Raw genomic sequence first — 13,462 nt, forward strand, 5'->3', positions numbered from 1 at the left:
GTTTCGGCGTGACGGCTTCAAGCTGAAAGTGGTCAGACTGCGCCGTTTCGCGGTGCTAGGATGAGTGACCCTTACCGCGAAGGAAGCGTTCGATCTCTGCCTCGGCCAATTCCGCCAACTCGTTCTCAACCTCGTCTGCCTTTGCCCACAAAGAGAATGCTTCTTCGGCGAGCGACGCGATATGCTTCTCTTTTTCTGCTTCGAGACGAGGGACGGCGAAGTCCTTGAGGTCTTCGACTTCGATGTGAGGAATACTGGAACCGTAGGCAAGAGACTTGGTTCTTGGCCTGCCGAGTTCGGGATGGCTCATTGCGACGTATAGATAACCGGGCGCTATCGTATCGCCTGCGGCAATACGGATAACATCATCCGAGACGACTTTGCCTTCGTGCTGCTCGGTCGCAATCGCGACGGAACCCAACAAACCATACACCTGCCCGGATCGAGACATCATCAGCCAACCCGGTTTCACATAGCCATTGTTTTTGTCGGCGATGCCTGCCGCGGAGATTCGGCGAGCATAGTCAGGATTGATCTCAAATATCTGAGAGCTGTCTATCAGGGACACCCCATCTTCGGCGGGAACACGCTTAAAGCGATTTGGTAGCCAAACATCGCACTTCGCATCGCGGAGCGATGTCCAACTAGAAGCACCTTTTCGCAGTCTGGTTTCGATTTCTGACTTTTGGGGGTTGTGACTCCAAGCATCAAATCGACGGCGATTGCCAAACAAACAATCGCTTGCGCGGCGCACAAATGCTGCTTCGTCGTCCGCCCCTGCTGTATTGCCGAAATTGCCGCCGAAAGCGGCCTCGGCTTCCTCCATTTTCTTGCGCGCGGAATTTCGGCAAGCAATGACTTGATCAAAGCCGTCGTTGCAATCGGCAAGCATCTTCGCATTGCTTGGCTCGATTAGCGGGAGCGCGTCGAGGTGATGAGTTTCGAGGTGTTTGATGATATGCCCATACTGTGCTGCCATCATCATGTCGCGCACCGAAGGAGCGCGAAGGTAGGCATAAACCCAACCCCGCCATGATGGGTCAATCGCATCAATTCTTAGAAGGTCGTGAGAGACCAAAATTCCGTCGATTGACGAATGGGCAAGTGTCGCCCTGCCTACGCTGCCCGAGCAAGTGACGAGTATAGTGCCGTGCTTTACAAACCTCTCAGCGTGATCAGCCGTTCGGTTTAGCGACAGCCACTTGCGGGGAATAGGTCGAACATCGAAAACCTGAGTGGCGGCAAGAAACGGCGTTCCGAAGTCCGCGCTAACTTGGATGCCTTTAAGGCGTGATGGCTGCCAAGTTCGGGCCTTTTCGGATAGCTGCCCCCATCCCGACGACTTGGATTCAATCGAGAGCCGCGTGCCGAAGCCACTGGCAAGGAAGTTCTCGGCCTCCATCCGACGCCCGCCGCCGAACAGCAGCGAGGCACGCAGGGACGACGACTTGACCTTGTGCCAAGGCCAATCCGTCTTTGTCTCGCGCGGCGGGGTTAGTCTTGCTCGTAGAGCCATGACCGGAACGCCTGTGCGATTTGGAGGGTGTTGTCGTCGATGACTTTGCGCTGCGTGCGCTGCTTCTTGTAGACGGGTTTGCCGTCCTCATACTCCTTGAGGGTTTCTTCGACTTCCTCGACAATCTCATTGCCTTTGCGGTCGCGCACATAGGTGACGTTGCCGCGCTTGTCGTGACCGATGTGGTTCGCCACGGCCATGAAGACCTCGTAATCGTTCAGGCGACCCGCTGCCGTCTCGACGGCAATCTGCTCGTCCGTCTTGCGTTCGAGGACGAGCACGCTCGTCTGCACGCTGACATGCGGCTGGAAGGTGTCGGGGTGCAGGTCGATGCTCGCGAGCACGCGCGTGTTCTGCAAAATCCACTCGCGCACATAGCCAAGCCCCGGCGATCCGAGGATGCCGTCAGGCAAGACGATGGCGCAGCGACCCGAGCCGGGTTTCAGCAGTTTGATGCACCGCTCGATGAACAGGATTTCGGGCGGCTGCGATTTCTGAACGGCGTCAGTTTTCGTCCACTTGTCGGTGTCGGCATCGTAGGCCCATGTGTGCCCGAGGTCGTATGCCTCCAAGATCGACGGTTCGTCGATGGGGATTTTCGAGCCGAAAGGCGGGTTGGTGAACAGCAGATCGACCTGACCCATGATCTGCCGATCCCGAAGGCTGTCCTCCCATGTGGCAGGGGCCTTGAGGGAGTTCGCCTGATACAGCCCGCCAGCACCGTCATTGTTCATGACCATGTTCATCTTGGACGCTTTGACGAGGTTCGGGTTCAGGTCCATGCCAATGATGTAGTTCTGCGCGAAACGGCTGACACGCTGACGGATCGCCGTTTCTGCGCGCTCAACGTCTCCCCATTTGCTGATCTCGGCAGACCTGATCTTTTCGATCACATAGTTCATGGCTGTGATCAGAAAGCCCCCGGTCCCACATGCCGGATCGAGGATCATTTGCCGCTCACCCGGATCAAGCATCGCGACGGCCATTTGGCAGATGTTGCGAGGGGTAAAGAATTCGCCGCGATCCCCGCGCAGGTTCGACCCGACGATTTCCTCGTAGGCGCGCCCCTTCACGTCGATGTCGCTTTCGAGCAGCGAATACATCTGCAACTGGCTGACGATGTAGGCGCGAACGCCGTCATTGAGTTCGACGACTTCGTTTTCGCGGAAGATCGTGGGATATTCCGCTTTCACCTCGTCAAACAGGCGGGCGATGCGCGCCTTGACCTTGAGTTGCCCGTTCATGCCGTGGCGCTCTTTCGAGGTCGCGTAGAATTCCACCTCGTCAGAGCTTCGCTCGTCGTGGATTTTGCAGAAGATGATCTTGAGCAGTTCCCAAAACGCTTCGGGCTTCTGTAGCCCTTGGTTTCCGGCGATGTAGTTATGGCAGCGGCGGAACGCGAAAAGCAGCGCATCGGACGACGCCGCCTTCAACTGATCGAAGCGCGGGCGTTCGACTTCATCCTCTGTCCGGCCTTTGCCGGGAATGTCGGGGATTTCCTCGAATTTGACGGAGCCATTGGTATCGACTCGCCGATAGCAGTAGCGTTCGATCCCATTCGTCCACATGCCATAGGCAACATTCGGGCACGCCGCCATGTAGCTTTGAAGCTGGCCGACGCCTTCCTTGCGGTCTGATGATTTGATCTTCTGCGACTTGCACTCGATGATGATGCGGGCGCGATCCTGATCGTGCTTGTCGCCTTCGTCGAAAATGACGAGGTCAGCCCTTGGCTTACGCGAGCCAAGGCGCAGAACAAATTCAACGGACACCTCGGCTTTCTCATACCCATATTCGCGCACAAGCGACTTTGCGATCTCTTGGCGGACGTATTCCTCGGGCGTCTCATTCCGCTGAGTGATGCCGTCGATGTAGTCGAGGATTTTTCCCTGCTGAACGATAACGGCAACGGGGCGCGCGGCCGTCTTTTGAAACTCGGCAGCTTGGACGGCCATGATCACTCTCCCTCTTTGGCGACCTTGGGCCACTGCTCCGTGACGGCCTTCTCGACCAGTTGCACCATCCAATCTTGGACAGATGTGTCCTCGGCTGCGACGACAATCCTGAGCCTTCGGTGAAGGTCAGGTTCCAGCCTCACATGGACCATGCGCGGCCCATCAGACCGCTTTGACTTGGTGGCGGCGCGAGCCATCGGACAACCCTCGTCACGTTTGTGATTCTTGTAACACCGCGACTCCGGTAGCACTAGAGGAAAGTGAAGTCTTATGAATGGCTTGGCGCTTGGGTCGCGGTTGGCGACAGCAAAAACAAAAGGAGGGACAGAGTGCTTCCATTTCGGGTGTCAGTAGATCGCTCAACGGCAGGTGAGCGTCCGCCAACCTCAGACGCATATCAACCTCTAAGTGCGTGTGAGCATCTCTTGTCACCACTTTGTAAAGGATTTGAGTTCGCTGATTGAGGCGCAATACAACAGGACTGCGTAGACGCTGATTTGAATGTTCCAAAATGTGTCGGATGATAAACGCGTGGACTTGGGAAGCTCTCGCTCTACCATTGAGCTACACCCGCATCTCGGCCTCTATATCGGCGCGGGGCGGGCGGGCTGTCAAGCGCCTCGCGGGCGGCTGGGGAGGGCTCTCCCGCGAAATTGCTTTCTCCTTGATTTTGCGGTGCCGATGACCACTTCTCGTGCCGACCGGCGGCCCCGCCGGTGCGCGCGCCGCACAAAGCGTTCTGGAGAGTAAAGACATGCGTGAACGGCTCAAGGCCCTGGTCCAGTCGCGCCGCTGGGAAGCGGTGATCATCGCGCTCATCGTCGTCAATGCGGTGACGCTCGGCCTGGAGACCAGCCCGAGCATTATGGCCGCCTTCGGCCCGGCGCTCGTCGCCTTCGACGCGCTGATCCTGGCGGTCTTCACCGTCGAGATCGCCTTGCGGATCGTGGCGCACGGGCCGTCCTTCTTCCGCGATCCGTGGAACCTCTTCGACTTCGCGGTGGTGGGCGTTGCCCTGATGCCCGCCAGCGGGGCGTTCTCGGTCTTGCGCGCGCTGCGCATCCTGCGCGTGCTGCGGCTGATCTCGGTGGTGCCCTCGCTGCGCCGGGTGGTCGGCGGCCTCGTCGCGGCGCTCCCCGGCATGGGCTCCATCGTGCTGCTGCTCGGCCTCGTCTTCTACGTCTTCGCGGTGATGACGACGAAGCTCTACGGCGCGTCCTTCCCCGAATGGTTCGGCACCATCGCCGCCTCGCTCTACACGCTGTTCCAGATCATGACGCTGGAAAGCTGGTCGATGGGCATCGTGCGGCCGGTGATGGAGGTCTATCCGCTGTCCTGGCTGCTGTTCGTGCCCTTCATCCTGTGCACCGCCTTCACCGTGCTGAACCTTTTCATCGGTGTCATCGTCTCGGCCATGCAGCAGGAGCACGAGCACACGGCCGAGGCCGACCGCCAGGCGATCCACGACGAGACCGGGCTGGTGCTGGCCGAGGTGCGGGCGCTGCGCGAGGAAGTGCGCGAGCTGCGCGGGCGCCTCGCCGAGCGCTGAGGGGCGGGACTTACGGCGCCGTCAGCTCGTAGACGGCGATTTCCGCCGCCCGGCCCTTGGCCCGCGCGCTGCCGAGCGGGCGGAAGGCGAAGGCTTCGTCGCCGGCAGCCACCCGCACCGCCTCGCTGGTCAGGACGGTGGTGCCGAACTCCTTGTTCATGCCCTCCAGCCGCGAGGCGACATTGATCGTGTCGCCGATGGCGGTGTACTGGCGCCGGGTCGAGGCGCCGACGCTGCCGACGACGGCAATGCCGGTATGCAGCCCGAAGCGGGTGGCAAGCTCGGGCCGGCCGGCGGCGCGGTTGTCCTTGTTGAACGCGGCGACCGCCTCTGCCAGTTCCAGGGTGCAGCGGCAGGCGTCCGCCACATGGTCCGGGTTGCTCTCCGGCGCGTTCCACATGGCGTAGACGGAGTCCCCCAGATACTGGACGATGACGCCGTCATGCGCCTCGACGATGCGGTTGAGCAGCTCGAAATAGTCGGAGAGCAGGGCGACCACTTCCTCCGGCGCGTGCTGCTCCGAAAGGGTGGTAAAGTCGCGGATGTCGGTGAACAGGACGGTGACGTCGCGCCGCTCGGCCGAGGCCGGGTCCTGCCGCCCGGCGGCGACGACCTTGCGCACCAGCTCGCGCGGGACATAGAGCGCGAAGCTGGCGATGGCGGTGCGGGCGGTGGCGAGCGCGCCGGCCAGCGTGTTGATCTCCGCGACCAGCGAGGAGACGAGGGGGCGGGTCTCAAGGTCGAGATCGCCGATGCGCGCGGCATCGTCCGCAAGCTGCGTCAGCGACCGGCTGACCAGGCGCGCGACGAGCAGGGCCGACAGCACGCCCATGACGATGAGGCCGAAGGAGACGATGAGGGCGCGGGCGAGCAGCAGCCGGCTTTCGGCGGTGAAGTCCGACAGCGGCGCGGCAACGGCAACGACGGTGCCGGCAAGTTCGCTCGCCCCGCGCACCGGCTCCAGCGCCAGCAGGTAGGTCTCGCCGCCGGCCTCGATCCGGTGGAGGCCGGAGACGGTGCCCGGCCCCAGCTGCGGCAGCAGCAGGGGGAGCAGCGGATCGTCGAGGCTGACGGACGTGTGGCGCGAGCGCGACGAGAGCTGCGGCAGGAGCGCTGCCATCATCTTCGGGTCGGAATGGACGATCAGCCGGCCGGCCTCGTCGAAGACGTAGCCGCTCGCCCGCGGCGACACCGCCTCGCGCGACAAGAGGTCGCTGAGGGTCTGCAGCAGCAGGTCGGCGCCGACCACCGCGCCCGGCTCGTCGGGAGCCTCGACGGCGATGGTGAGGCCGAGCTCGCCGGTGGTCGCCATCGTGTAGGGCCCGACGGTGACGGGCCGGCCGCGCGCCGAGATCGCCGCCCGGTACCAGGGCCGGCGGCGCGGATCGAAGCGGGTGACGCCCTCTTCGCGGCGGGAAATCTCGCGCCCGTCGGCGGTGAGAAAGCGCCAGGCGGAGCGGCGGGTGCCGTCCTCGCCGGGCAAGATGGTGCGCACCGCGTGGTCGGTGCCCTGAGGCGCCTCAAGCGCTGCATGCCAGGCCGCAGTGTCGCCGACGCCATGCAGGAAGCTGCCGTCGGCACGGGCGGCATAGAGCCCGTCGATATGCGGCGAGGTGTCGAGAACCCGGTCGAGGAACAGCGCCTTGCCGGCCATGTCGCCGGTGGGATCCTCCAGCAGCGTGTCGGCGGCGGCGGCCAGCATCACGGCGGTGAGCCCGTCGTTGAACACCGCCTCGTACTGGGCGGCGACGCGCCGGCCGAGCAGGCTCATGCGCTCGCTCGCCGCCGAGGTGGCGAGGCGGGTGCCCTGGTCGTGGGCGAGCCAGGTGAGCGGCAGCGAGATGCCGAGCAGCAGGGCGACGATCACGGTGCTGAGATGGACGCGCAGCGGCCGCGCCCAGTCGCGCCGCCGCACATCGCGTGCCGACAGCTCCGGCGCTGCCCTGTCCCTTTCCCCCGTCACGTTACGTCAGCCTCCCCGCCCGCTTGCCGGCCCGCCGGAATCACCGGCGCGCCTCGCGCGCGATGCTAGCACGGCGGTTGCCGGGAGGGGCGGCGTTTGACGGGGGAGGCTTGCGGCGAGCCGGGGGGGGCGGTTGCGCGGTAGCGCTCAGGCATGGGACCGGCGCCGTGCCTCCCCGGTCCCGGGTCGCGGCTTCGCCTTGCCCGGAATGACGCCAGGGAGAGGGTGGGGCCACAAACATCCGCTGAGGGTGCCAATGGGTTCCGGCTCTGCGCTGCGCTTGCCCGGGATGACGTCCGAGGAGGAGGGACCGCCTCACATTCCCACCGAGGTCACCCCGGACGAGCAACGCGAGATCCGGGGGCTATTGGCTGCCAGAGCGGTGGTGAGGACACGCCCGCGCGAACCCCACCCACCGAGGTCACCCCGGCCGCAGGCGAAGCCGGAGAGCCGGGGGCCATTCGTTGCCAGAGCGGCGGTGAGCGCGCGCGGGTCCTCCCGCGTCTTCCCGTGCACCCTCCCTTGCCTTCGTCCGCCTCAGCGGAAATGCTTCGACAGCTTCAGGCCCTGGCCCTGGTAGTTGGAGCCGATGCCCTCGCCGTAGAGCGTCGCCGGGCGGGCGAGCATGTGCTCGTAGACCAGCCGGCCGACCGTCTGGCCGTGCTCGACGATGAAGGGCACCTCGTGCGAGCGCACCTCCAGCACGGCGCGCGAGCCGCCGCCGCCGATCTCCGAATGGCCGAAGCCGGGGTCGAAGAAGCCGGCATAGTGGACGCGGAACTCGCCGACCAGCGGGTCGAAGGGCACCATCTCGGCGGCATAGAGCGGGGGCACATGCACCGCCTCGCGCGAGACGAGAATGTAGAACTCGTTGGGATCGAGGATCAGGTCGCGGCCGCCGCGATTGACGATCGGCTCCCAGAAGTCGAGCGGGTCCTGCCCGGCGCGCAGGTCCATGTCGATGACGCCGGTATGGCGCTTGCCGCGATAGCCGATCAGGCTGCCTTCGCCCGCGCCCTCAAGATCGATGGTCAGGTGCACGCCGCCGCCGATGGTCGCCTCGCCGCCCGAGACGAGGCCGTGCCGCGCGTGGACCAGGGAAAGGGCCGCATCGTCCAGCACCGGCTGGCCGCGGCGGAAGCGGATCTGCGACAGGCGCGAGCCCTCGCGCACCAGCACCGGGAAGGTGCGCGGGCTGATCTCCGCATAGAGCGGGCCGCGATAGCCGGCCGGCACCGTGTCGAAGGCGCGGCCCTCGTCGGTGATCACCCGCGTGAACACGTCGAGGCGGCCGGTCGAGCTCTTCGGATTGGTGGTGGCGGAGACGTCCTGCGGCAGCGCCAGCGTCTCCATCAGCGGCACGATGTAGACGCACCCCGTTTCCAGCACCGCGCCGCGCGTCAGGTCGAAAGCATGCAGCTTCAGCCGGTCGAGCTTTTCCATCACCCTGGCGCCGGCACCCGGCAGGAAGCTGGCGCGCACCCGGTAGGCGAGCGGCCCGAGCCGCAGGTCGAGGCTCGCCGGCTGGATCTGGTCATCGTCCGGACGGCGCGGCGCACCGATCTCGCCGCGCTCGAACATCTCGGCGACGGCCTGCGCCGGCAAAATGCCGTGGTCGGCTGCGGTCATTCTCGGGTTCCTCGTTTGCCTGTTTCGCCGTGATTAACAAAGCAGACCCCCATTGGCCAACGGGATTTGCATGGGGCGGCGCCGCCAGAGCGGATGCGGGCGCGGCCCCGGCGTCCGCAATGGCCCGTATTGACGTAATTTTAGAATATACTAATATTTGAACAGATACAGACCTCAGGAGGCTTATCCAATGACCCTCGACCGTGCCGTTCTCGCCTTTGCCGGCGCCATGACGCTTCTGTCCGTGGTGCTGACGCTCACCGTTTCGCCGCTCTTCGTCTGGTTCACCGTGTTCATCGGTGTCAACATGCTGCAGGCCGCCTTTACCGGCTTCTGCCCGGCGGCGATGATTTTCCGCCGTCTCGGCATCGCGCCGGGAACGGCGTTCTGACGGAGACCGCGATGACCCTGCGTGCCGCAGTTCTGGCAGTCTCGGCCCTCGCCCTTGCGGGGCCGGCGCTGTCGGCGGAGACCCTGACCGTGGAACCCCGCACCGTGACCGAATGGAAAGCCGTGTTCGGCCAGGTCCAGTCGCGGGACGAGGTGCCTGCGCGCGCCCGCATCGGCGGCACCATCGCCGAGCTGGAGGTGGAGGAGGGCGACAGCGTGCGCGCCGGCGAGCGCATCGCCACGGTGACCGACGAGAAGATCGCCTTCCAGGTGGCAGCCCTGGATGCACGGCTACGCGCACTGCAGAGCCAGCTGGAAAACGCCGAGGCCGAGCTTGCCCGCGCCCAAACCCTGGTCGAGCGCGGCGTCGTCACCCGCCAGCGGCTGGAGCAGCTGGCGACCTCCGCAGACGTCACCCGCAACCAGATCGCCGCCGCCCGCGCCGAACGCTCCGTCGTCGTGCGCCAGGGCGAGGAGGGCGAGGTGCTGGCCCCGGCCGACGGGCGCGTGCTCACCGTTCCGGTGACGCGCGGCGCGGTGATCATGGCTGGCGAGACCGTCGCGGTGCTGGGCAGCGGCGGCACCTTCCTGCGCCTTGCCATCCCCGAGCGCCATGCGGCCAGCCTCAAGGACGGGGCGGCCATCGAGATCGGCGCCGACGGGGCGACGACGACCGGCCGGCTCGCCAAGGTCTATCCGCAGATCCAGGCCGGGCGGGTGATCGCCGATGTCGAGGTCGAGCGGCTCGACACCGATTTCGTCAATGCCCGCGTGCTGGTGCGCGTGCCGGTCGGCGAGCGGCAGGCGATCCTGCTTCCCGCCGCGGCCGTGACCACCCGCGCCGGCCTCGATTTCGTTGACGTAAGCGGCAGCAGCGGCCCGTCGATGCGCACCGTGCTGACCGGCGGCACCGTCCGCATCGACGGCGAGGCCTTTACGGAAATCCTCTCGGGGCTTGCGCCCGGCGACGAGGTGCTTGTCCCATGACCACGCCAACCGGCGGGGGGCTCGGCATTGCCGGCGGGCTCACCCGCGCCTTCATTTCCTCGCCCCTGACGCCGCTGTTCCTGCTCGCCTCGCTGGCGCTCGGGCTGATCGCCCTTGTCAGCCTGCCGCGCGAGGAGGAGCCGCAGATCTCCGTGCCGATGGTCGACATCCATGTCGATGCGAGCGGCCTCAGGGCCATGGACGCGGTGAAGCTCGTCACCGAGCCGCTGGAGACCATCGTCAAGGGCATCGACGGGGTCGAGCACGTCTATTCGCAGACCCGCGACGACGGCGTGCTGGTCACCGCGCGCTTCCTGGTCGGCACCTCGTCGGATGCGGCGGTGCTGCGCGTGCACGACAAGATCCGCGCCAACATGGACCGCATTCCGGTCGGCATTCCCGAGCCGCTGGTCGTCGGGCGCGGCATCGACGATGTCGCCATCGTCTCGCTGACGCTCACGCCGGCACCAGGGACGGGAGACGCGATCACCCCGGCCGAGCTGACGCGCATTGCCCGCGAGCTGCAGGTGGAAGTGTCGAAGGTCGGCAATGTCGGCCTCACCTATCTCGTCGGCGCGGTCGGCGAGGAACTGCGCATCAGCCCCGATCCCGAGCGGCTGGCGCTGAACGGCGTCACGCTGCAGCAGCTTGCCGGCAAGGTCGGCGGCGCCAACCGGTCCTTCCCCAGCGGCCGGGTGCGCGCGCTGCAGGACGGTACCGCGCGCGACGTGACGCTGGTCGCCGGCGAGACGCTGGCCAGCCCGGACGAGATCGGCAATCTGGTGCTGACCACCCGCGACGGCCGCCCGGTCTATGTGCGCGACGTCGCCGACATCGCCTTCATTTCGCAAAGCGACGCGATCTCGTCGATGCACCAGGGCGGAGAAGCGAGCCGCGTGCCGGCGGTGACGCTGGCGGTCGCCAAGCGCGCCGGGGCCAATGCGGTCACCGTCGCCGAGGCGGTGCTGCACCGGGTCGAGGCGCTGGAAGGAACGCTGGTTCCCTCCTCCATGCAGGTGACGGTGACGCGCGACTACGGCGAGACGGCGAACGAGAAGGCCAACGAGCTGCTGTTCCACCTGGGGCTGGCGACGCTCTCCATCATCGCGCTGGTGATGGCGGCGATCGGCCGGCGCGAGGCGCTGGTCGTTGCCGTGGTGATCCCGGTGACGATCCTGCTGACGCTCTTTGCCGCCTGGGTGATGGGCTACACGCTGAACCGGGTGTCGCTGTTCGCGCTGATCTTCTCCATCGGCATTCTCGTCGATGACGCCATCGTGGTGATCGAGAACATCGCCCGCCACTGGGGGATGGGCGACGGGCGCGACCGCCGCCAGGCCGCCATCGAGGCGGTGGCCGAGGTCGGCAACCCGACCATCGTCGCGACGCTGACCGTCGTCACCGCCCTGCTGCCGATGCTCTTCGTCTCCGGCATGATGGGCCCCTACATGAGCCCGATCCCGGCCAATGCCTCGGCGGCGATGATCTTTTCCTTCTTCGTCGCGGTGACGGTGACGCCCTGGCTGATGCTGAAAGTCGCCGGCAAGGCGCCCGTGCATGCTGGTCACGGGGGAGGTCACGAGACAGGGCATGACGCCAATACCGGCGGCCGGCTCGGGCGTGCCTATCTGGCGGTCGCCCGGCCGCTTCTCGCCTCCAAGGCGCGCAGCTGGGCCTTCCTGCTGATCGTCGGCGCGGCGACCCTCGGCTCCATGGTGCTGTTCGCCACCCGGGACGTGACCGTCAAGCTGCTGCCCTTCGACAACAAGTCGGAGCTCTCCGTCGCCGTCGACCTGCCGGAGGGCAGCACGGTGGAACAGACGGATGCGGTGGCGCAGGCCGTTGCCCGCACCGCGATGGCGCTGCCGGAGGTGGTCTCGGCGACCACTCATGCCGGCACCGCCGCGCCCTTCGACTTCAACGGCCTGGTGCGCCACGCCTATCTGCGCCAGGAGCCGCAGCTCGGCGACGTCGCGCTGGTGCTGGCGCCCAAGGGCGAGCGCGAGCGGGCGAGCCACGCGGTGGCGCTCGACCTGCGCCAGCGGCTTGCCGCGCTCGACGTGCCGGCCGGCACGGTGCTGAAGGTGGTGGAGCCGCCCCCCGGCCCGCCGGTGCTGGCGACGCTGCTTGCCGAGATCTACGGCCCGGACGCGCAGACGCGCCGGGCGGTGGCGGAGAAGGTGCGCGAGGCCTTCGCCTCGGTTCCCTTCATCGTCGATGTCGACGACAGCTATGGCGTGCCGGCGCCGCGCAAGCGGGTGACCGTCTCAACCGACGAGCTCGACTTCTTCCGCGTGCAGGAAAGCGACGTCTTCGACACGCTGGGCATTCTCGGCGGCGGGCGCACGCTCGGCTATTCGCACCGGGGCGAGGGGCGGGCGCCGATCCCGATCCGGCTGGAGCGGGCGCGCGGCGACAAGGTGCTGGACGAGCGGTTCCTGGCGACCCCGATCCCGGCCGACGTGCTGCCCGGCAGCACCAGCGTCGTGGAACTGGGCGACGTGGTGAAGGTGCGCGAGGAGGTCTCCTCGCATCTCATCTTCCGCCACAACGGCCGCTTTGCCGACATGGTGACGGCGGAGCTTGCCGGCGACTTCGAGGCCCCGCTCTACGGCATGCTGGCGGTGCGCGACGCGCTCGACGCGATGGACTGGGGCGACCTGCCAAAGCCCGTCATCCGCCTCAACGGCCAGCCGGAGGACGAGAGCGCGGTGACGCTGCTGTGGGACGGCGAATGGGAGGTGACCTGGGTGACCTTCCGCGACATGGGCGCGGCCTTCATCGTCGCGCTGCTCGGCATCTACATCCTGGTGGTGGCGCAGTTCGGCTCGTTCCGCGTGCCGCTGGTGATCCTGACCCCGGTGCCGCTGACCTTCATCGGCATCATCGGCGGCCACTGGCTGTTCGGCGCGCCGTTCTCGGCGACCTCGATGATCGGCTTCATCGCGCTTGCCGGCATCATCGTGCGCAACTCGATCCTCTTGGTCGACTTCATCCGCCATGCGCACAGGCCCGACCAGCCCTTGATCGAGGTGCTGCTGGAGGCCGGGGCGATCCGCTTCAAGCCGATCTTGCTCACCGCGCTGGCGGCGATGATCGGCGCGGCGGTGATCCTGACCGATCCGATCTTCCAGGGCCTGGCGATCTCGCTGCTGTTCGGCCTCGCCTCCTCGACGCTGCTCACCGTGCTGGTGATCCCGGCGATCTACCGGGTGCTGCGCACGTAAAGCGGGGCGGGGAGAGGGCGGCGCGGTAGCGGCAACCGGCGCTCGGGTTCCTGCAAGGTTTCGCAAGATGTCGAGAACAATGAAACAAGATCCTTGCGCAAGGAACGTTGACGCGGCTTGCACCGTGGACTATCAGGATCGTCAGATTCCGTGGTGATTTGAGCCGGCCGGCTTGCAGCCACGTTAAACAAGTCGCTAAACAGGCCGGGTTGCAAAGACCCCGGCCCATTTACGGCCGGGGTTTTT

The 13,462-nt window shown here is 65.9% G+C and carries 8 protein-coding genes and 1 riboswitch; of the genes, 4 read left to right on the top strand and 4 right to left on the bottom strand.

The window, feature by feature from the left end; all coding sequences use genetic code 11:
* Positions 1–55: 55 nt before the first annotated feature.
* On the bottom strand, positions 56–1,402 hold the full coding sequence (locus tag GH266_RS19060; RefSeq protein WP_158195237.1) for a restriction endonuclease subunit S domain-containing protein: 1,347 nt from the start codon (positions 1,400–1,402) through the stop codon (positions 56–58).
* 92 nt (positions 1,403–1,494) lie between these two features.
* A complete protein-coding gene (locus tag GH266_RS19065; RefSeq protein WP_158195238.1) occupies positions 1,495–3,471 on the bottom strand; it encodes a type I restriction-modification system subunit M in 1,977 nt (658 codons plus the stop codon).
* A 754-nt stretch (positions 3,472–4,225) separates the two neighbouring features.
* Here GH266_RS19065 and GH266_RS19070 point away from each other — a divergent pair.
* Positions 4,226–5,020, top strand: coding sequence for an ion transporter (locus GH266_RS19070; RefSeq protein ID WP_158195239.1), 795 nt, complete (start codon positions 4,226–4,228; stop codon positions 5,018–5,020).
* Between the two features lie 10 nt (positions 5,021–5,030).
* Here GH266_RS19070 and GH266_RS19075 read toward each other — a convergent pair whose 3' ends face one another.
* Positions 5,031–6,983, bottom strand: a complete 1,953-nt coding sequence (locus GH266_RS19075) for an adenylate/guanylate cyclase domain-containing protein (RefSeq protein WP_199270377.1) — start codon at positions 6,981–6,983, stop codon at positions 5,031–5,033.
* Between the two features lie 537 nt (positions 6,984–7,520).
* Positions 7,521–8,612 (bottom strand): 2'-deoxycytidine 5'-triphosphate deaminase, encoded by a 1,092-nt coding sequence (locus GH266_RS19080; protein ID WP_158195240.1) that lies wholly within the window; start codon positions 8,610–8,612, stop codon positions 7,521–7,523.
* 190 nt (positions 8,613–8,802) lie between these two features.
* On the opposite strand from GH266_RS19080, the gene GH266_RS19085 reads away from it, so the two are divergent.
* From GH266_RS19085 to GH266_RS19095, 3 genes are read left to right on the top strand one after another with little or no spacing between them, the layout of a single operon-like run.
* Positions 8,803–9,003: a YgaP family membrane protein gene (locus GH266_RS19085; RefSeq protein WP_158195241.1), complete on the top strand. Its 201-nt coding sequence runs from the start codon at positions 8,803–8,805 to the stop codon at positions 9,001–9,003.
* A gap of 11 nt (positions 9,004–9,014) precedes the next feature.
* Entirely contained in the window at positions 9,015–9,989 is a 975-nt protein-coding gene (locus tag GH266_RS19090; RefSeq protein ID WP_158195242.1) for an efflux RND transporter periplasmic adaptor subunit, read from the top strand.
* A complete protein-coding gene (locus GH266_RS19095; RefSeq protein ID WP_158195243.1) occupies positions 9,986–13,216 on the top strand; it encodes an efflux RND transporter permease subunit in 3,231 nt (1,076 codons plus the stop codon). Before GH266_RS19090 ends, GH266_RS19095 begins: the two co-directional genes overlap by 4 nt.
* A 140-nt stretch (positions 13,217–13,356) precedes the next feature.
* Positions 13,357–13,436: riboswitch (SAM riboswitch) on the top strand.
* Positions 13,437–13,462 lie beyond the last annotated feature (26 nt).

It is taken from the genome of Stappia indica (assembly GCF_009789575.1).
In the GTDB taxonomy this organism is placed as follows: domain Bacteria; phylum Pseudomonadota; class Alphaproteobacteria; order Rhizobiales; family Stappiaceae; genus Stappia; species Stappia indica_A.